This is a genomic window from Micromonospora sp. Mcm103 (assembly GCF_024519755.1).
GTDB lineage: Bacteria > Actinomycetota > Actinomycetes > Mycobacteriales > Micromonosporaceae > Micromonospora > Micromonospora aurantiaca.
The window spans coordinates 49710-69777 of sequence record NZ_JALJRJ010000011.1; the positions used below are offsets into that span (position 1 = coordinate 49710).

General features: G+C 73.1%; 16 protein-coding genes. 9 read left to right on the forward strand and 7 right to left on the reverse strand.

What is annotated here, in order from left to right; all coding sequences use genetic code 11:
- The first annotated feature begins 4 nt into the window (after positions 1-4).
- The 5 genes from OC439_RS15610 to OC439_RS15630 are packed head-to-tail and all read left to right on the forward strand — an operon-like array spanning position 5 to position 4872.
- A complete protein-coding gene (locus tag OC439_RS15610; RefSeq protein WP_262014042.1) occupies positions 5-991 on the forward strand; it encodes an ABC transporter ATP-binding protein in 987 nt (328 codons plus the stop codon).
- Complete coding sequence (locus tag OC439_RS15615) at positions 988-1812, forward strand: ATP-binding cassette domain-containing protein (RefSeq protein ID WP_262014043.1); 825 nt, start codon at positions 988-990, stop codon at positions 1810-1812. The genes OC439_RS15610 and OC439_RS15615 overlap by 4 nt, the downstream gene beginning before the upstream one ends.
- A complete protein-coding gene (locus OC439_RS15620) occupies positions 1809-2564 on the forward strand; it encodes an SDR family NAD(P)-dependent oxidoreductase (protein WP_262014044.1) in 756 nt (251 codons plus the stop codon). The genes OC439_RS15615 and OC439_RS15620 overlap by 4 nt, the downstream gene beginning before the upstream one ends.
- A gap of 8 nt (positions 2565-2572) precedes the next feature.
- A complete protein-coding gene (locus OC439_RS15625; protein ID WP_262014045.1) occupies positions 2573-4366 on the forward strand; it encodes an arylsulfatase in 1794 nt (597 codons plus the stop codon).
- A complete protein-coding gene (locus tag OC439_RS15630) occupies positions 4291-4872 on the forward strand; it encodes a hypothetical protein (RefSeq protein WP_262014046.1) in 582 nt (193 codons plus the stop codon). The genes OC439_RS15625 and OC439_RS15630 overlap by 76 nt, the downstream gene beginning before the upstream one ends.
- Before the next feature lie 76 nt (positions 4873-4948).
- On the opposite strand, the gene OC439_RS15635 is transcribed toward OC439_RS15630, so the two are convergent.
- From OC439_RS15635 to OC439_RS15655, 5 genes are all read right to left on the reverse strand, one after another.
- The gene (locus tag OC439_RS15635) at positions 4949-6235 is read right to left on the reverse strand and encodes a dihydrolipoamide acetyltransferase family protein (protein ID WP_262014047.1); all 1287 of its coding nucleotides are present in this window, start codon (positions 6233-6235) and stop codon (positions 4949-4951) included.
- Between the two features lie 14 nt (positions 6236-6249).
- Positions 6250-7218: an alpha-ketoacid dehydrogenase subunit beta gene (locus tag OC439_RS15640; protein ID WP_262014048.1), complete on the reverse strand. Its 969-nt coding sequence runs from the start codon at positions 7216-7218 to the stop codon at positions 6250-6252.
- Positions 7219-7246: 28 nt separating this feature from the next.
- Positions 7247-8377 (reverse strand): thiamine pyrophosphate-dependent dehydrogenase E1 component subunit alpha, encoded by a 1131-nt coding sequence (locus OC439_RS15645; protein WP_262014049.1) that lies wholly within the window; start codon positions 8375-8377, stop codon positions 7247-7249.
- 116 nt (positions 8378-8493) lie between these two features.
- Positions 8494-9825, reverse strand: coding sequence for an aspartate aminotransferase family protein (locus OC439_RS15650; RefSeq protein WP_262014050.1), 1332 nt, complete (start codon positions 9823-9825; stop codon positions 8494-8496).
- A gap of 20 nt (positions 9826-9845) precedes the next feature.
- Complete coding sequence (locus OC439_RS15655; RefSeq protein WP_410054930.1) at positions 9846-11378, reverse strand: CoA-acylating methylmalonate-semialdehyde dehydrogenase; 1533 nt, start codon at positions 11376-11378, stop codon at positions 9846-9848.
- 106 nt (positions 11379-11484) lie between these two features.
- On the opposite strand from OC439_RS15655, the gene OC439_RS15660 reads away from it, so the two are divergent.
- Positions 11485-13128, forward strand: coding sequence for a PucR family transcriptional regulator (locus tag OC439_RS15660; RefSeq protein ID WP_262014051.1), 1644 nt, complete (start codon positions 11485-11487; stop codon positions 13126-13128).
- A gap of 3 nt (positions 13129-13131) precedes the next feature.
- Here the strand turns inward: OC439_RS15660 and OC439_RS15665 are convergent, their stop codons facing one another.
- On the reverse strand, positions 13132-13512 hold the full coding sequence (locus tag OC439_RS15665) for a hypothetical protein (protein WP_262014052.1): 381 nt from the start codon (positions 13510-13512) through the stop codon (positions 13132-13134).
- 319 nt (positions 13513-13831) lie between these two features.
- Between OC439_RS15665 and OC439_RS15670 the strand changes: the two genes are divergently transcribed.
- The 3 genes from OC439_RS15670 (at position 13832) to OC439_RS15680 (ending at position 17869) form a co-directional block, all read left to right on the forward strand.
- Entirely contained in the window at positions 13832-15520 is a 1689-nt protein-coding gene (locus OC439_RS15670; protein ID WP_262014053.1) for a methylmalonyl-CoA mutase, read from the forward strand.
- A 206-nt stretch (positions 15521-15726) separates the two neighbouring features.
- Positions 15727-16644, forward strand: coding sequence for a tetratricopeptide repeat protein (locus OC439_RS15675; protein WP_047890550.1), 918 nt, complete (start codon positions 15727-15729; stop codon positions 16642-16644).
- Between the two features lie 58 nt (positions 16645-16702).
- Positions 16703-17869, forward strand: coding sequence for an arginase family protein (locus tag OC439_RS15680; RefSeq protein WP_262014054.1), 1167 nt, complete (start codon positions 16703-16705; stop codon positions 17867-17869).
- 10 nt (positions 17870-17879) lie between these two features.
- On the opposite strand, the gene OC439_RS15685 is transcribed toward OC439_RS15680, so the two are convergent.
- On the reverse strand, positions 17880-19847 hold the full coding sequence (locus tag OC439_RS15685; protein WP_262014055.1) for a penicillin-binding transpeptidase domain-containing protein: 1968 nt from the start codon (positions 19845-19847) through the stop codon (positions 17880-17882).
- Between the last annotated feature and the right edge of the window lie 221 nt (positions 19848-20068).

A 20068-nucleotide genomic window follows, 5' to 3' on the forward strand; every position in this document is an offset into this window, starting at 1 on the left:
CGGCGTGAGCGGGCTCGTGGTGGAGGACCTCGTCGTCAAGGTCCACGACATCCAGGCCGTCAAGGGCGTCTCGTTCGAGATCGGGCGGGGCCGGCGGATGGGGCTGATCGGCGAGTCCGGCTGCGGCAAGTCCCTGACCGCGCTCGCGCTGATGGGCCTGCTGCCCCACGGCGTGACCGCGTCCGGGCGGGTGCTGCTGAACGGCCGCAACCTGCTCGACCTGTCCGACAGGGAGATGTGCGCGGTCCGCGGCAACGACATCGCCATGGTGTTCCAGGAGCCGATGACGGCGCTCAACCCGCTGATGCGGGTCGGCAACCAGGTCGCCGAGTCGCTGCGGCTGCACAAGGGCATGAACCGCGCGGCGGCCTCGGCCCGGGCCGTCGAACTGCTCGAACGGGTCCAGCTGCCCGAGCCCGACCGGACCGCGCGCAAGTACCCGCACCAGCTCTCCGGCGGTCAGCGGCAGCGCGTCGTGCTCGCCATCGCGCTCGCGTGCGACCCGGCCGTGCTGGTCGCGGACGAGCCCACCACCGCGCTGGACGTCACGGTGCAGGCGGAGATGCTGCGGCTGATGGACACGCTGGTGCGCGAGGAGGGCGCGTCGCTGCTGCTCATCACGCACGACCTGCCCGTCGTCGCCAGCATCTGCGAGGAACTGCTCGTCATGTACGGCGGCTCGATCGTCGAGCACGGCGACGTGGCGACGGTGTTCGACTCGCCCCGGCACCCGTACACGGCGGGCCTGCGGGCGTCCACGGTGCTGGAGAGCACCGACGGAAGCGGCCGGCTGTCGACGATCCCGGGCCGCGTCCCGTCGCTCGGTTCGTTCCCCACCGGCTGCGTCTACCGCAACCGATGCCCGCGCGCCGACGACGTCTGCGGCACGGTGCCGCTGCTGACGGCGCCGCCCGGCAGCACCCAGCGGGCCGCCTGCCACCACCCGATCGAGAGCGACCAGCCCCTAGGAAGCGGGAAGGCCAGCGCATGACCACCACCCCGTTGCTGGAAGCCGTCGACGTGGTGCGCGAGTACCGCGCCCCGCGGCGGTCGCTGCGTACGCCGGGCCAGCCGATCCGCGCGCTCGACGGCGTGAGCGTGCAGGTCCACGAGGGCGAGGCGTTCGGCATCGTGGGGGAGAGCGGCTCCGGCAAGTCCACGCTGTCGCGCATCCTCATGGCCCTCGACCAGCCGACGTCCGGCACCGCGTACTACAACGGGCAGCGGATCAGCGGCGTACCGGAGCGGCGGCTCGGGTTCCTGCGCCGCGACGTGCAGATGGTGCTCCAGGACCCGATGTCGTCGCTGAACCCGCGCATGCGCGTCGCGGACATCATCGCGGAGCCGATGCGCGCGCTGCGCCTGCCCGGCGACCACCGGGCCCGCGTCGCCGAGCTGATGCACTCGGTGGGTCTGCCCGAGGAGGCGGTGACCCGCTACCCGCACCAGTTCTCCGGCGGCCAGCGGCAGCGCATCGCCATCGCCCGCGCCCTCGCGGCCGGGCCGAAGGTCATCGTCGGCGACGAGCCGGTCAGCGCGCTCGACGTCTCGGTCCGCGCGCAGATCCTCAACCTGCTCACCGACCTGGCCGAGCAGTTCAAGCTGACCCTGATCCTGGTCTCCCACGACCTGTCCGTCGTCCGGTACCTCTGCGACCGGATCGCGGTGATGAACCAGGGCCGGATCGTCGAGACGGGTGACACCGAATCGATCTACTCCGACCCCCGGCACCCCTACACCCAGAGGCTGCTGTCCGCGGTGCCCACCCTGAGCGGCGACCTCCTGGACCGATTCAACAGGAGCAGCACATGAGGTTGGTTGACCGCGTCGCCGTCGTCACCGGAGGCGCCAGCGGCATCGGACTGGCCACCGTCGGCCGGCTCGTCGAGGAGGGCGCGCGCGTCGTCATCGCCGACCTCGACGGCGACCGCGCCGCCGGGGCCGCCGCCGGCTTCGGGTCCGCCGTGGTCGGCGTGGCCTGCGACGTCACCCGGGCCGCCGACTGCCGCGCCGCCGTCGAGACCGCCGTCGAGCGGTTCGGCCGGCTCGACCTCATGCACGCGAACGCCGGTACGCCGTTCACCGGCCCGCTCGACGAGGTGGACGAGGCGACGCTGGACCGCGTGGTCGACGTGAACCTCAAGGGTGCGTTCTGGACCGCGCAGGCCGCCGCGCCCGCGCTGATCGAGGCCGGTGGCGGCGCGATCGTGTTCACCGCGTCGCTGCAGGCCGTCATCGCCCGTCCCCGGTACGCGCCGTACACCGCCGCCAAGCACGGCGTCATCGGCCTGATGAAGGCGCTGGCGCTGGAGCTCGCGCCGCACGGCGTCCGGGTCAACGCGATCGCCCCGGCGGCGACCGAGACGCCGATGCTCTCGGCGTTCCTGGGCGGGATGGGCGACGTGCCGGACAGCGCGCGGGAGAACTTCCGGGCGTCGATCCCGCTGGGCCGCATGGCGACGCCGCGCGACTCCGCCGACGCGGTGGTGTTCCTCGCCAGCGACGAGGCGCGCATGATCACGGGCCACACGCTCGTCCTCGACGGCGGCACGACGGCCGGCTGAGGCGTACCGTGACCGGACCTCTGGCGGACCCTCCGTACGAGGGGACCATCGGACGCACCTACGGCGAGTCGACGGAGCACTGGAGCGCGCCGCCGTCGGCCGCCGCGGGTACGCCGAACGTGGTGTACGTGCTGCTGGACGACGTCGGGTTCGCCGACTTCGGCTGCTTCGGCGCCGAGATCGACACCCCGACGATCGACCGCCTGGCCGCCTCCGGGCTGCGGTACACCAACTTCCACACCTCGCCGCTGTGCTCGCCGACCCGGGCCAGCGTGCTCACCGGCCGCAACCACCACAGCGTCGGCATGCGCATGCTGTCCAACTTCGACAGCGGCTTCCCGAGCGGGCGGGGGCGGATCACCCACGCCGCGGCCACAGTCGCGGAGATGCTCGCCGACGCCGGGTTCAACACGATGGCGGTCGGCAAGTGGCACGTCGCGCCGCTGGAGCACACCACGCCGTCCGGCCCGTACGACCAGTGGCCGCTGGGCCGCGGCTTCGAGCGGTACTACGGCTTCCTGGAGGCCGAGACCGACAACTTCTATCCGGAGCTGGTGTACGACAACCACCAGGTGGACCCGCCGGCCACCCCGGAGGAGGGCTACCACCTCACCGAGGACCTGACCGACCGGGCCATCGGGTTCGTCCGGGACCAGACCTCGTTCACCCCGGAGAAGCCGTTCTTCCTCTACCTGGCGTACGCCGCGGCGCACGCCCCGCACCAGGCCCCGCCGGACTACCTGGCGAAGTACCGGGGCCGCTACGACGCCGGCTGGGACGTCGTCCGCGCGGACCGGCACCGGCGGCAGATCGGGCTCGGCATCATCCCGCCGGAAGCGCCGCTGCCACCGCACAACCCCGGCGTCGTGCCGTGGGACGACGTGCCGCCGGAGCAGCGGCGCCTGTTCGCCCGCATGCAGGAGGCGTACGCGGCGATGGTCGACCACACCGACGCCCAGCTCGGGCGCCTGGTCGACTTCCTGGAGCGGATCGGCCGGCTCGACAACACCGTGTTCGTCGTCATGTCGGACAACGGCGCGAGCCCCGAGGGCACGCCCCTCGGCACGCTCAACCCCACCGCGTTCCAGAACCGGGTGCCGGAGAACCTCCAGGACAGCCTGGCCCGGATCGACGAGATCGGTGGCCCGCGCGCGCAGAGCAACTATCCGCTGGGCTGGGCGCAGGTCAGCAACACCCCGTTCCGCCGCTACAAGCAGCACACCCACGAGGGCGGGGTGCGGGTGCCGTTCGTGCTGAGCTGGCCGGCCGGTGACGTACCCGGCGGCGAGCTGCGGACGCAGTTCCAGCACAGCATCGACGTCACCGCGACGGTGCTGGACCTCGTCGGGGTGCGGCCGCCCGCGGTGCGCGGGGCGTACCGCAGATGCCGCTGCACGGCCGCAGCTTCCGCGACGGGCTGCGCGACCCGGCGGCGCCGCCGTCGCGGGACCGCCAGTACTTCGAGATGTTCGGCCACCGCGGCATCTACCACCAGGGCTGGAAGGCTGTCGCGTTCCACGAGCGGGGCACCTCCTGGGACGAGGACCGCTGGGAGCTGTACCGGATCGACGAGGACCCGACCGAGAGCCGCGACCTGGCCGCCGAGCACCCGGAGGTGCTGCGGCGCCTCATCGAGGAGTTCTGGATCGAGGCGGCCCGCTACGACGTGCTGCCGCTTGACGACAGGGGATTCGCCATCCGGGCCCGGGTGCCGCGACCCGGATCGGTGCGGGACCGGCTGGACTTCACCTACCTGGCCGGTGTGCCGACGATCTCCGGCGCGGCGGTGCCGCCGACGATGAACCGCTCGCACGCCATCACCGCGCGGGTGCACCGCACCGACGCCGCGCAGGGCGGCGTGATCGTGGTGCTCGGCAACGTCAGCGGCGGCTACGTGCTGCACATCAAGGACAACCACCTGGTGTACGAGTACAACCACCTCGGCACCCACTACGTGCTGCGGTCCGAGGGCGAGTTGCCGCTGGGCCCGGTGGAGCTGACCTTCGAGCTGACGAAGACGGCCGACTGCCAGGGCACCGGCCGCCTCTACGTGGACGGCGAGGCGGCGGGCGAGGCGCTGTTCCCGCGACTGCTGCCGTTCTTCCACGGGTTCGCGGGCATGGACGTCGGGCGCAGCATCCACTCGCCGGTGTCGTCGAGCTACCCGGCCCGGCACGAGTTCTCCGGCGAGCTGGAGTACGTGCGGTTCCGCCTCGCCGCGTCCGAGGAGGTCGGTGAGCCCATCGCACCGGCGGGCGACGTCGCGCCGCGTCCGTCGGCCGGCGTCGGGTTCGAGGTCGTGGACTGACGCGCGCCCGCGCGTACGGCGACGGCGCGTGGACGGACCTCCTTGTCCGTCCACGCGCCGTCCGTCTGCCGGGGCCTCAGCGCAGGGCCAGACCCCACAGCGGGTCCTCCAGGAACCGCCCGACGTGGGCGAGTACCCGGCTGCCCAGTTCCCCGTCCACCAGCCGGTGGTCGAACGACAGCGACAACTGCACCGTCCACCGGGGAACGACCTGCTCGTCGACCACCCACGGCATCCGGCGCAGTGCGCCGAGGCAGAGGATCGCCGCCTCACCGGGGTTGAGGATCGGGGTGCCGGCGTCCACCCCGAACACGCCGATGTTGGTGATGGTGATCGTTCCGCCGGACAGGTCGGCGGGACGGGTACGGCCCTCCCGCGCGGTGCTCGCCAGCTCGTTCAGCGCGACCGCGAGGTCCCGTACCGGAAGGTTCTGCGCGGCCTTGACGTTCGGCACCAGCAGACCGCGCGGCGTCGCGGCGGCGATGCCCAGGTTGACGTCGGCGAACCGGACGATCTCCTGGTTCTCCTCGTCCCACCGGGCGTTGACGTCCGGGTACCGGCGGACCGCGTCCAGCACCGCGAGCGACGCCACGAGCAGCGGGCTGACCTTCACCCCCTGGAACGCCGGATCCTGCTTCAGCCGGTCCACGAACTCGACGGTGCCGGTCATGTCGACGGTGAGGAACTCGGTGACGTGCGGCGCGGTGAACGCGCTGGCGACCATCGCGGCGGCGGTCGCCTTGCGGACCCCGCGCACGGGCAGGCGCTCGTCCCGCCGCTGGTCGGCCACCGGCGCCGGGACGGTGGTGTGGTCGAGCAGGTCCTGGCGGGTGATCCGGCCGCCGGGGCCGCTGCCGCGGATGTCGGCCAGCTCCACGCCGAGGTCCTTCGCGAGCTTGCGCAGCGGCGGCTTGGTGAGCACCGGCGGCCGGGACGTGTGCGGCCCGCGGACCGGCTCGGCCGGGCGGACGGACGGCGTCGCGCGACGCGGCCGGCGGGTCCGCGCCTGCGCGGACACCCCGTAGCCCACGAGCACCGCGGTACGCTCCGCCGCCGGTTCCTCGGCGGCCGGTTCGTCGCCGGTCGGCGGTTCGTCGGCGGACGGCGCCGCCGGGCCGTCACCCGGCACCCGGATCGCGATGATCGGCGAGCCGACCTCGACTGTCTGCCCCTCCTCGGCCAGCAGGCGGTCCACCACACCGGCGTACGGGCTGGGCAGCTCGACCACGGCCTTGGCGGTCTCGATGTCCACGATGACGTCGTTGAGGCCGACCGGATCGCCGGGGGCGACCCGCCAGGTGACGATCTCGGCCTCGGTGAGGCCCTCGCCGACGTCGGGCAGGCGGAACTGCTGAACGTTCACGGGTACCTCTCCCTTCACGCGGCCAGGACGCGGTCGACGGCGTCGAGGATCCGGTCCAGGTCGGGCAGGTACTCCTCCTCGACCTTGGCCGGCGGGTACGGCAGGTTGAAGCCACCGACCCGCTCGACCGGCGCCTCCAGCGAGTAGAAGCACCGGGTCGTCACCTGCGCGACGACCTCGGCACCGAACCCGGCGAACGTGGGGGCCTCGTGGACCACCACCGCCCGGCCGGTACGGCGGACCGACTCCTCGATGGTCGCCACGTCCAGCGGGGAGATGGACCGCAGGTCGATCACCTCGATGTCGCGCCCCTCCGGTGCCGCGGCCTCGGCGGCGGCGACGCAGGTGGCGACGGTGCCGCCGTACGTCAGCAGCGTCACGTCGCTGCCCGGCCGCACGGTCCGGGCGCGGTCCAGCGGCAGTGGCGGCCCGGCGGGGGTCACCTCGCCCTTGACCCAGTAGCGGCGCTTCGGCTCGTAGAAGATGACCGGGTCGTCACCGGCGACGGCCTGGCGGATCATCCAGTGCGCGTCGTCCGGGCTGGCGCAGTAGACGACCCGCAGCCCGGCGGTGTGCGCGAAGTACGCCTCGTTCGACTCGCTGTGGTGCTCCACCGCGCCGATGCCGCCACCCACCGGGATGCGCACCACCACCGGCAGGGCGGTACGGCCGCCGGTGCGGGCCCGCATCTTCGCGAGCTGGGAGACGATCTGGTTGAACGCGGGGTAGACGAAGCCGTCGAACTGGATCTCGCAGACCGGGCGGTACCCGCGCAGCGCCAGCCCGATGGCGGTGCCGACGATCCCGGACTCGGCGAGGGTGGTGTCCACCACCCGGGCCTCGCCGAAGTCCTTCTGGAGACCGTCGGTGACCCGGAAGACGCCGCCGAGCCGGCCGACGTCCTCGCCCATCAGGAGGACCTTGTCGTCGTCCTCCATGGCGCGGCGCAGGCCGCTGTTCAGTGCCTGACAGAGGGTGAGCATGAACGAGTTCTCCGATCGCGGGCGGGCGTCAGTCGAGGAAGGAGGCGCGGTAGGCGACGAACGCGTCGCGCTCCTCCCGCAGAAGCGGGGGCACGTCGGCCAGCACGGTGGCGAAGGCGTCCGCGAGGTCCGGCGCCGTCAGGGCCAGGCACTCCCGGCGGGTCCGGTCGGCGAGTTCGTCCGCCTCGGCCTGGATCTCGCCGAGGAACACCTCGTCGCTCCAGCCCTCGGCGCGCATGAGCGCCTCGACCCGGGCCAGCGGGTCCCGCGCCCGCCACGCCTCCAGCTCGCCGTCGGTGCGGTACCGGGTCGGGTCGTCCGACGTGCTGTGCCCGCCCATCCGGTACGTGGTGGCCTCGACGATCGCGGGGCCGGCACCGGACCGGGCGTGCTCGGTCACCGCTGACGTCACCGCGTACACCGCCAGCACGTCGTTGCCGTCGACCCACTCGCTGCGCAGGCCGAACCCGGCGCCGCGCCGGTGGATCGGGGTACGCGTCTGCGACGCGGTCGGCGTGGAGATGGCCCACTGGTTGTTCTGGCAGAAGAACACCATCGGGGCGGCGTTGACGGCGGCGATGTTCATCGCCTCGCTCGCGTCGCCCTCGCTGGCGGCGCCGTCACCGAAGTACGTCACGACCACCGTGTCGCTGCCGTCGCGCTGCACCCCGAGGGCGTACCCGGTGGCGTGCAGCAGCTGGGCGGCCAGGACCAGCGTGTAGATGTGGAACGAGTACGGCTCCGGGTCCCAGCCGCTGTGCGCGACGCCGCGCCACTGGCGGAGCAGGTCGGCCGGGCCGATGCCGCGCCACAGGGCTGCGGCGTGCTCCCGGTAGCTCGGGAAGACGTAGTCGTCGGCGCGTACCGCCGCGACCGAGCCGACCTGGGCCGCCTCCTGGCCGCGGCACTGCAGCCACAGGCCCAGCTCGCCCTGTCGCTGCAACGCGAACGCCTCGTCGTCGAGGCGGCGCGCGAGCCGCATCCCCCGGTACAGGTCGCGGGTGAGTCGGCCGAGGGCGTCACGGTCGGCGTCGACGTCCGGGTGCAGGCGCCCGTCCGGGGTGACGAGCTGGGTCCAGCCCTCGGACGTACGCGGAAGGCCGGTGGTGCCGGCGAAGGGGTTGGTGACCGGTGGGTCGGCGAGATCTACGGTAGTCATTCGTCACCTTCTGGGTGCGTCGGTCTCCGCGTCACCGGGGTCGCCGGCCGTATCGCGGATCTCGGATACGGGACCGCCCGCCGGGGTGGACCCGGCGGGCGGTGGTGGGCATTGCCTCAGACCGTGTGGCGGTCGGCGAGTGTCAGCGCCTCGTCGAGGATCGCCAGGCCCGTCTTGGCCTCCGTCTCCGACACGGTGCACGGTGGCACCACGTGGATCCGGTTGAAGTTCGCGAACGCGACGAGCCCGCCGCGCTTGCACGCGGCCAGCACCTCGTTCATCTCCGGCGACGACGACCCGTACGGCGCCAGCGGCTCCTTCGTCTCGCGGTCGCGTACCAGTTCCAGCGCCCAGAACACGCCGAGCCCGCGTACGTCACCGACGCTCGGGTGCCGGTCGGCCAGCTCACGCAGTCCCGGGCCCAGCACGTCGGCGCCGATCGTGGCGGCGTTCTCGACGATCCGCTCGTCGCGCATCACGTTGATGGTCGCGACGGCGGCGGCGGTGGCCAGCGGGTGACCGGAGTAGGTCAGGCCGCCGGGGTAGGCGCGGGTGGCGAACGTGTCGGCGACGTGGTCGGCGATCACCACGCCGCCGAGCGGGACGTAACCGGAGTTCACGCCCTTGGCGAAGGTGATCAGGTCGGGCGTCACGCCGTAGTGGTCCAGCGCGAACCAGGCGCCGGTACGCCCGAAGCCCGCCATCACCTCGTCGGCGATGTAGAGGATGCCGTGCCTGTCGCACAGCTCCCGTACGCCCGCGAGGAAGCCCGGCGGCGGCGGCATGATGCCGGCGGTGCCCGGCACCGTCTCCAGCACGATCGCGGCGATGGTGGACGGGCCCTCCATCTCCACGACGCGTTCGAGGTGGCGCAGCGCGAGCGCGCACTCCTCCTCCTCGGTCGTGGCGCCGAACTCCGACCGGTACAGGAACGGGCCGAAGAAGTGCACCACCCCGGCGGTGCCGTTGTCGCTGGGCCAGCGGCGCGGGTCGCCGGTGAGGTTCACCGCCGTCTGGGTGCCGCCGTGGTAGCTGCGGTACTGCGACAGCACCTTCGGCCGGCCGGTGTGCAGCCGGGCCATCCGGACGGCGTGCTCGATCGCGTCCGCGCCGCCGTTCGTGAAGAACACCTTGGAAAGGCCCGCCGGGGTCAGCTCGGTGATCAGCCGGGCCGCCTCGCCGCGGACGTCGTTGGCGTACGACGGCGCGATCGTGCACAGACGGGCCGCCTGCTCCTGGATCGCCGCGACCACCACCGGGTGCTGGTGGCCGATGTTGGTGTTGACGAGCTGCGACGAGAAGTCCAGGTAGCGGTTCCCGTCGCCGTCCCAGAAGTACGAGCCCTCGGCGCGCTCGACCACCATCGGGTCGAGCAGCGACTGGGCGGACCAGGAGTGGAAGACGTGCGCGCGGTCGAGTTCGTAGGTGCGTCGTGCGCTGCTGCTCATCGGCGTTCGCTCTCCGCTGCTCAGACGTTCTCGGGGAAGCCGAGGTTGATGCCGCCGTGGCTGGGGTCGAGCCACCGGGAGGTGACGACCTTGCCGCGGGTGAAGAAGTGCACGCCCTCGGCGCCGTGGGCGTGCGAGTCGCCGAAGAGGCTGTCCTTCCAGCCGCCGAAGGAGTAGTAGGCCATCGGCACCGGGATCGGCACGTTGACGCCGACCATGCCGACCTCGACCTCGTTCTGGAAGCGGCGGGCCGCGCCGCCGTCGTTCGTGAAGATCGCCGTGCCGTTGCCGTACCGGTTGGCGTTCACCAGCGCGAGCGCCTCGTCGTAGCTGCCGACGCGCACCACCGACAGCACCGGCCCGAAGATCTCGTCGGTGTAGACGCTCATCTCCGGCGACACCCGGTCCAGCAGGCTCGGCCCGAGCCAGAACCCGGACTCGTCGCCGTCGACACGCACCTCGCGGCCGTCCACCACCAGCTCGGCACCGGCCTCGACACCGGCGTCGAGGTACGACGCGACGCGGTCGCGGTGCTCCTTGGTGACCAGCGGACCCATGTCGCAGGAGCGCCGGCCGTCACCGACCTTCAGCGTGGCGATGCGCTCCCGGATCCGGGCCACCAGGTCGTCGGCGACGGGCTCGACGACCACCAGGGCGGAGATCGCCATGCACCGCTCGCCGGCCGAACCGAAGCCGGCGTTGACCGCCGCGTCGGCGGCCAGGTCGAGGTCGGCGTCCGGCAGCACCACCATGTGGTTCTTGGCGCCGCCGAGGGCCTGGACGCGCTTGCCGTTGCGGGTGCCGGTCTCGTACACGTACCGGGCGATCGGCGTGGAGCCGACGAACGACACCGCCTTGACCTCGGGGTGCTCCAGCAGCCGGTCCACCGCGACCTTGTCGCCGTGCACCACGTTGAACACGCCGGCGGGCAGGCCGGCCTGCTCCCAGAGCCGGGCCACGAGCAGCGACGCGGACGGGTCCTTCTCGCTGGGCTTGAGCACGACGGTGTTGCCCGCCGCGATGGCGATGGGCACGAACCACATCGGGACCATCACCGGGAAGTTGAACGGCGAGATGACGGCGCAGACGCCGACCGGCTGCCGGATCGAGTAGACGTCCACGTTCGTGGAGACGCCCTCCGAGTAGCCGCCCTTGAGCAGGTGCGGGATGCCGCAGGCGAACTCGACGACCTCCAGGCCGCGGGTGACCTCGCCGAGGGCGTCCGAGACGACCTTGCCGTGCTCGGCCGTGATCAGCTCGGCCAGCTCCTGCTTGTGCTGGTTGACCAGCTCCCGGAACGCGAACAGCACCTGGGTGCGCTTGGTCAGCGACGAGGTCCGCCAGGAGGCGAATGCGGCGGCGGCGGACGCGACGGCCTGGTCCACCTCGTCGACCGAGGCCAGCGGCACCTCCGTCCGGACCGCGCCCAGCGCCGGATCGTAGACTGGGGCCGTACGCTCGGTGACTCCGGCGAACGGCTTGCCGTCGATCCAGTGGGTCACCCGCTCCAGCGGGACGGGAGCGGGCGCGGTGCCGGGTGCTGTCTGGGTCATGCCCGGGATCATCTGCGCTTCCCCAGGTCCGGGCAATGGGCACTGTGTCGTTCCCGTCCGCGGGAAGCGCACATACTGTGCGCCGGAGGGAAGGGGAGGCGCTCCGATGCCGATGACCGTCCGTGACGTGCTGGAACTGCCGGCTCTGCAGCAGGCCGGGCCGCGCGTCCTGGCGGGCCGGGACCGGCTGGACGCGCCGGTGCGCTGGGTGCACGTCGCCGAGATCCCCGAGATCGCCGACCTGCTCCGCGGTGGCGAGCTGGTCCTGACCACGGGCATCGGCCTGCCCCCCGACGACGACGGGCTGCGCCGGTGGATCGACGGCCTGGCGGCCGTGGGCGTGGCGGGCGTGGTGGTCGAGCTGGGCCGCCGGTTCGGCGGCACGCTGCCGGCCGGGCTGGTCGAGCACGCCCGCAGCCGGAACCTGCCCCTGATCGCCCTGCGGCGCGAGATGCGGTTCGTGGCCGTGACCGAGGTCGTCCACTCGGTGATCGTCGAGGAGCAGACGGCGGACCTGCTCGCGAAGGACGAGATCCACCGCATCTTCACCGAGTTGTCGGTGGAGGGCGCCGAGCCCCGCCAGGTGCTCCGCGAGATCACCCGCCTGTCCCGGCGGCCCGCGGTGCTGGAGAACCTCGCCCACCAGGTGCTGGCGTACGAGACCGGTCCGCTGACCGCCGAGGAGCTGCTCGACCGCTGGGAGACCCGCTCGCGCGCGGTCGAGGTGCCGTCCGGCACCGGCTACGAGCCGCGCTCGGGCTGGCTGGTGACGAGCGTCGAGGCGCGCGGCAACCGGTGGGGGCGGCTCGTGCTGCTGTGCGACCAGGAGCCGCCGGCCCGAACCCGGGTGCTGCTGGAACGCGCCGCGTCCACCATCGCGCTGAACCAGCTCGTCGCCCGGGACTCGTCGTCGGTCGAGCGGCAGGCGCGCAGCAGCCTGCTGCTGAGCATCGTCACCCACTCGGCGCCCACCCGGGACGTGGCGCTGCGGGCGCGCGGGCTCGGCGTCGTCCTGGAGCAGCGCCGGCTGCTCGGCGTCGTGGTCCGGCGGCGCCGGCCGGCTCCGGGCGCCGGCGCCGACGGGACCGCGAACCGGCGGGAACTGCTCGACGCGGTGGAGACGGCGGTACGCGAGTGCGGGCTCGCCGCGCTCGTCGGCGACGTGGACGAGGCGGCCGGCGGCACCGGCGTCACCCTCCTCGTCGCGCTCGACGAGACCGGCTCCGACGAGGCGGCGCTGGGGAGCCTGTCCGCCGCGCTCACCCGGGCGGGCCACCGGGCCGGTGCGGACGTGGTGGTCGCCGCCGGGTCGGTGGTCCGGACGCTCGACCTGGCCCGGCGCTCACTCGCCGAGGCGGCGCAGGTGGCCGACGCGACTGTGCACACCGCCGAGCCGCGCCCGTTCTACCGGCTGCACGACGTCCGCCTCCGGGGCCTGCTGTACCTGCTGCGCGACGACGTGCGCCTGCAGACGTTCGTCGAGCGCGAGCTGGGCCCGCTGCTCTCGTACGACCAGCGCCACGGCACGAACCACGTCGCGCTGCTGGAGACGTATCTGGTGGAGGGGCGCAACAAGCGGCGCGCGGCGGACGCGATGTCGCTGTCGCGGTCGGCGCTCTACCAGCGGCTGGAGCTGATCGAGCGGGTGCTCGGCGTCGACCTGGACTCGAGCGAACGGCGCCTGTCGCTGCACGTGGCGCTCACCGCCCGGGACGTCATGCGCGCCGGTGGCCCGGAGCCCACCGGCTGACGGTCACCTGTGGGTGCCGCGGCCCGACCGCAGGCGCCGGACGCCGTCGCGGGCCGGCGCGCTGTGCACGCTGACGCTGACCACAGGTACGGCGTTCGCGACGCTCTTGCGGACCGTCTCCATCGGCGCCGTGGCGGGGGAGCACTCCACGATCATCACCGCGGACCGATCGGGGCACTGCACGTACTGGACGTGTGACACGGCGACCCGGCGGGAGTGCAGCACGGACAGCACCTTGAGCAGGCCGGTCGTGGAGTGACCCACGCCGAGGTGGACCACCATCGTGCACGGCGTGCCGTGCTCGGCGGCGGGCTCGTCGTACGGGCGGCCGGGGGCGGGCCGGGGAAGGTCGACGGTTGCGGGGGTGGATGCGGACACGCTCACGGGGGCCTCACTAGGACGAGCCGACAGGATCGCTTTGGTCGGCGACGCACGCGGAGGCGTACGCCGCCTAGGTAATCAGCCGGGTCGCGATTCGATTGCCCACGGCGGGAGTGTGGCACGGGAACCCGGCTGCCGGGAGGCTGCGCCGGGCAGTCGTCCGCCACGTGAGACAGCGCCCTGACCTGCGGATCGACGGTGATGGGGCGTCCCGGCAGGGCCCGTGGCAGGGTTACCGGCCGGTACGCGAGCCCTTAAGGATCGTTCAGGATCTCGCTCTACACTCGGAACCGGGACGACGACTTGAGAAGGAGCTCCGCGCATGGACGCTGACGAGATCGCCGCCGGTCGGGCCCGCTGGCAGGCCCGCTACGACGCCGCCCGCAAGCGCGACGCGGACTTCACCACGCTGTCCGGAATGCCGGTCGAGCCGGTGTACGGCCCGCCGGAGGACACCCCGTACCCCGGGTTCGAGCGGATCGGCTGGCCGGGCGAGTTCCCGTACACCAGGGGTCTGTATCCGACCGGCTACCGCGGGCGGACCTGGACCATCAGGCAGTTCGCCGGCTTCGGCAACGCGCGGCAGACGAACGAGCGCTACAAGATGATCCTCGGTGCCGGCGGCGGCGGTCTCTCCGTGGCCTTCGACATGCCGACGCTGATGGGCCGCGACTCGGACGACCCGCAGTCCCTCGGCGAGGTCGGCCACTGTGGCGTCGCGATCGACTCGGCGTCCGACATGGAGGTGCTGTTCGACGGCATCGACCTGGCCGGCGTGACCACCTCGATGACCATCTCCGGCCCGGCCGTGCCGGTCTTCTGCATGTACCTGGTCGCCGCCGAACGGCAGGGCGCCGACCTGTCCACGCTGGACGGAACGCTCCAGACGGACATCTTCAAGGAGTACATCGCGCAGAAGGAGTGGCTGTTCGACCCCGAGCCGCACCTGCGCCTCATCGGCGACCTGATGGAGTACTGCGCGCGGGAGATCCCCCGGTACAAGCCGCTGTCCGTCTCCGGCTACCACATCCGCGAGGCCGGCTCGACCGCCGCGCAGGAGCTGGCGTACACGCTGGCCGACGGCTTCGGGTACGTCGAGCTGGGCCTGTCGCGCGGGCTGGACGTGAACACGTTCGCCCCCGGCCTGAGCTTCTTCTTCGACTCGCATGTGGACTTCTTCGAGGAGATCGCCAAGTTCCGCGCCGCCCGCCGGATCTGGGCCCGCTGGCTGCGCGACGTGTACGGCGCCACCAGCGAGAAGGCGCAGTGGCTGCGGTTCCACACGCAGACCGCCGGGGTGTCGCTGACCGCGCAGCAGCCGGTGAACAACGTGGTCCGCACCGCCGTGGAGGCCCTGGCCGCGGTGCTCGGCGGCACCAACTCGCTGCACACCAACGCGCTCGACGAGACGCTCGCCCTGCCCACCGACGAGTCGGCCGAGATCGCCCTGCGGACCCAGCAGGTGCTGATGGAGGAGACCGGCGTGACGAACGTGGCCGACCCGCTCGGCGGCTCCTGGTACGTCGAGGCGCTCACCGACCGGATCGAGGCCGAGGCGGAGGAGATCTTCGCCCGGATCAAGCAGCTCGGCGGCGAGGGCCCGCACACCATCGGCCCGATGACCTCCGGCATCCTGCGCGGCATCGAGGACGGCTGGTTCACCGGGCACATCGCCGAGTCGGCGTTCGTCTACCAGCAGGCGCTGGAGAAGGGCGACAAGCGGATCGTCGGCGTCAACTGCCACACCGGCACCGTCGCCAAGGACCTGGAGATCCTGCGCATCTCGCACGAGGTGGAGCTGGAGCAGCGCCGGGTGCTGACCGAGCGCAAGTCGGCCCGCGACGACGCCGCAGTCACCGCCGCCGTGGCGCGGATGGTCGAGGTGGCGCGGACCGGCGAGAACATGATCCCCGCCATGCTCGACGCGGTCCGCGCCGAGGCCACCCTCGGCGAGATCTGCGACGCCCTCCGCGCCGAGTGGGGCGTCTACCGAGAGCCCGCGCGTTTCTGACCCCGCCCGTCCCCCTCCCACCCCCGCGATCTTGCAGTTCGAGCCCTCCGCGCGCGGCATTCGTCGCATTTGCCGGGGCGGAAAGTGCAAGATCGCGGGGAGGTGGGGGTGGGGGTGCGGCGCGGGGGTTGAGCAGGGGTGAGAGTGGCGACGTGGGCGTTGCGGGTGGTCGGAGATCCCCGGGGTACGTGCGAGACTAGACAACCATGAGCGACCCACGGATCACCTCGTCGATCTTCACCCGCGGCGCGGTCGACCTCAGCGCGCTGCGCACCCCCGCACCGGCCGACACCTCATCCGCCACACCGTCCCAGGGCGCTGGGCCGACCGGGCTGCCGGGCAGCCCCGCCGGCTCCGCCGCCGTGATCGACGTGACCGAGGCGAACATCCAGTCCGAGGTGCTCGAACGCTCGCTCACCACACCGGTAGTGGTCTTCTTCGGTGCCGCCGGCTACCCGGAGAGCGACCAGTTCGCCCCGGTGCTGGAGCGGCTGGCCGCCGAGGGCGGCGGAGCGTGGCTGCTGGCCCGGGTCGACGTGCAGCAGCAGCCGCGGCTCGCGCAGATGTTCCAGCTCCAGACGCTGCCCACCACGTACGCCATCGTCGGTGGGCGCCCGATCGACGCCTTCCCCGGCCCGGTCCCCGAGTCGCAGTTGCGACAGTGGCTCCAGGCGGTCCTCAAGGCCGGTGGCGTCACCGTCGCCGAACCGGAGGACCCGCGCCTCGACGCCGCCGACGACGCGCTGATGAGCGGTGACCTCGACGCGGCCGAGGCGGCGTACCGGAAGATCCTGGCGGAGTCGCCCGCGGACGCGGCGGCGGAGGCGGGCCTGGCGCAGGTCGGGCTGGCCCGCCGGGTGGCCGGCGCGGACCCGCAGGGCGCGCTCGACGCCGCTGCGGCCGCCCCCGACGACGTGGACGCCCAGCTGCTCGCCGCCGACATCGAGGTGCTCAGCGGCCTCGCCGACGAGGCGTACAAGCGGCTGGTCGGCCTGGTCCGGCGCACCGCCGGGGACGACCGGGACCGGGTACGCCAGCACCTGCTCGGCCTGTTCACCATCGCCGGCCCGGACGACCCCGCCGTGGCCTCCGCCCGACGCGCCCTGGCCAGCGCGCTGTTCTGAGTCAACCCGCGCGGGCCGGCGCACCGCCGGCCCGCCCGACCGCCGAGGACGGGAGCCCATGATGCGCCGGATCGCCGTCCTCGACGCGCCGACGAACCTCGGACTGCGCCCGCCCACCGCGAGCTCCGTCCCCGGGTGCGGCAAGGCGCCTGGTGCGCTGCGCGACCACGGCCTGCTCGCGCGGCTGCGGGCCCGCGACGCCGGCTGCCTCACCCCGCCGCGGTACGACCCGGGGGACTGGCGGCCAGGCGACGGCGTCTGCCACGCGCCGGAGATCTCCGCGTACTCGGTGGCGCTCGCCGACCGGATCGGCGCGATCATCGACCGGGGTGAGTTCCCGCTGGTGCTCGGCGGCGACTGCTCGGTGCTGCTCGGCTCGGCGCTGGCCATGCACCGCCTCGGCGAGGCGGTCGGCGGGCGGATCGGGCTGGTCTTCGTCGACGGCCACTCCGACTTCCGGCACCCCGGCAACGCCTCCTACGTCGGCGCGGCGGCCGGGGAGGATCTCGCCCTGGTGACCGGCCGGGGGCAGCCCGACCTGGCCGCGATCGAGGGCCGCCGGCCGTACTTCCGGGACATCGACGTGGTGGTGCTCGGCATCCGCGCGCAGGACGAGTACCGGCTCGACCTCCAGGCCGCCGGCATCACCACCCGGCCGGTGCCGGCACTGCGCGCCGAGGGTGCCGCCCGTACCGCCCAGTGGGCGCACGAACAGCTCGTCGACTGCGCCGGCTACTGGGTGCACATCGACGTGGACGTGCTGGACCCGGCGGTGATGCCCGCCGTGGACGCGCCCGACCCGGGCGGCATCGCCTTCGCCGAGCTGGAGATCCTGCTCGCCGGGCTGGTCGACACCCCGCACTGCCTCGGCGTCGAGCTGACCGTCTTCGACCCCGACTACGACCCGGACGGGGCGTACGCGGCCGAGATCGTGAACACGGTGGTGGCCGGCCTCGCCCCTGTCGTCGCGCCGGGTGCCGTGCCGCCCCGGCTGCTGCCGGCCGGACCTGTCGCCCCGGCGCCCCGCGCCGCCGACAGCCGGCCGGAGCCCGAGCCGCTGCCCGCCCCGGCGGCCGTACCGGCGCCGGCGGTCGCGGTGGAGCCGATCGGGCCCGACCTGACCGACGACGACCTCGGTGACGACCCGCTCGGGCCCGGCCTGCTGCGCCGCGCCTCCGCCGGAGACGAGCCGGACCCGGCCCGCTCCGGCATCGACATCGCCTGACCGGTACGCCTCAGCTCGCGGCGAGGCCGCGCAGGAACTTCTCGGCGATCGGCGCCGCCACCTTCGAGCCCGCCCCGCCCTGCTCGACGAAGACGGCGAAGGCCACGTCACCCTGCCAGCCGACGAACCAGGCGTGCGTGTGCGCCGGGTTGTTGTCGTACTCCGCGGTGCCGGTCTTGCCGTGCACCGGCTCGCCCGGCACGTCCGCGAGCGCGCTGCCGCTGCCCGCGGTGACCACCCCGCGCATCATCGACTTCAGCGCCGCCACCGACTCCGGCTTGAGCGCCTCGCCGGCCGGTGCGGGCTTGGCCGGCGCCGGGTCGAGCAGCAGCTTGGGCTGCTCGAACTTGCCCCGGGCCACTGCTGCGGTGGCGCTGGCCATGGCCAGCGGGCTCACCAGCGTGGTGCCCTGACCGATCGCGGCGGCGGCCTGCTCGGTGGCCGAGCCGTTTGCGGAGATCTTGCCGGTGAACGCGTCGGTGCCGAGATCCCACGCGGCCTCCAGGCCGAGCGTACGGCCGGCCTGGGCCAGCCCGTCCGGGCCGAGCTTCGGCGCCAGCGCGGTGAACGCGGTGTTGCACGACTTGGCGAAGTCGGTGGCGAACGGCACCGCGCCCAGCTCGAAGTCGTCCGAGTTCTTGAAGATCCGGCCCTCGACCGTCGCCGTCTTCGGGCAAGCCACCGTCGTCTGCGGCGTCACCGCGCCCCGGTCGAGCAGGCCGAGCGCGCTGACCATCTTGAACGTCGAGCCGGGCGGCACCTGGGCGGTGAAGGCGAGGTTGTCGCCCGCCGCGCCCGGGCCGTTCGCGGCGGCCAGCACCGCGCCGTCGCTGATCCGTACGGCGACCAGGGCGGAGCGGCGGGTCTGCCCGCGCAACGCGGCGTCGGCGGCGTTCTGGGTGGCCGCGTCGATGGTGGTCTTCACCGGCTGACCGGGCTTCGGGTCGGCGCGGTACAGCTCCGTGCCGGTCGGCTCGACCTTGCCGTCCGGGGTGGTCCGCTCGGTGATCACGGTGACGCCGGGGACGCCGCGCAGCCGCTCGTCGTACCGGCCCTGGAGGCCGCCGTGGCCGACCAGGTCGCCGCGCGCGTACCGCTCGGGGTGGGCCTGGAGGTCGTCGGCGGTGGCCTGGTCGACCGAGCCGAGCAGCGCCCGGGCGAACTCGCGGGTCGGCGCCAGCATGAGCTGCTCGGAGGCGAACCGGGTGCCGGGCAGGTCGTAGATGCGCGGCTTGATCTGCCGGTACGCCTCGTCGCGCAACGTCACCACCTCGACCAGGCCGTCCGGCTTGGCATCCTTGAGCCGCTTGGGCAGGTCGCCCAGGTCGACCGGCGGGGTGAGCGCGGGCCGGATCGCCTTGAACGCGGCGTCCAGCTTCTTGACCATGCCGGGCACGTCGGTGACCTCGCCGGGGACGAGCTGCACCCGGACCACCGGGCGCGGTGCGACGATCGGCTGACCGGCCGCGTCGAGCACACCGGCGCGCTGCGCCGGCTCCCGCCGCAGCGCGATCCTGTCGCCGCTCTCCAGCTTCTCGTGCACCACCGACGGCTCCCAGATCACCTGCCACTGGTCGTCGCCGCCGCGCTTGAGGCGTACCGGATTCTCGTAGGCCCAGGTGCCGCCGCCGGGCAGCGCCCAGCTCACCTTGACCCGGGCGGTGGCGACGTCGCCCTTGGTGGTGATCTCGCCGGTGCGCGCCAGCTCCGGCGGGTTCGCCGCGAGCGCGCCGGCGAGCGTCTGGATCTGCTTGGTCACGTCGCCGGCGGGCACGCGCCCGCCGGCCGGCTGGACGAAGCCGACCGCCTGCAGGTCGCCGGAGCGCCAGCCGCCGAGGAACGCCTCGACGGCCGCCTCCGGGCCGTCGTCCCCGGAGCATCCGGTCAGCGCACCGGCCGTGACCAGGACTGCGGCCAGTGCCGCGAGGGCGCGGTGACGGGTGTGGCGGCGGGGGCGGACGGGGTACGACACAGGCATGAAGCGGTCCCTCCGGTGCTCAACTGCCCTGCACGCTAGTACGACCCGGCGCTCCCCACCGCCCCGCCACGGCCTCCGGCAGCGCGATAAGCAGCGTGTGGCAGTGTGATGAACATCGCCAGTCGGGGTACTCCGCGAGCGGCCGACCTCGGACCCGCAACGGGTGAAAGGACAGAGTCCCGATCCGGACGTCCGGCCAGTGATCCGCCGCGGGAGGTACC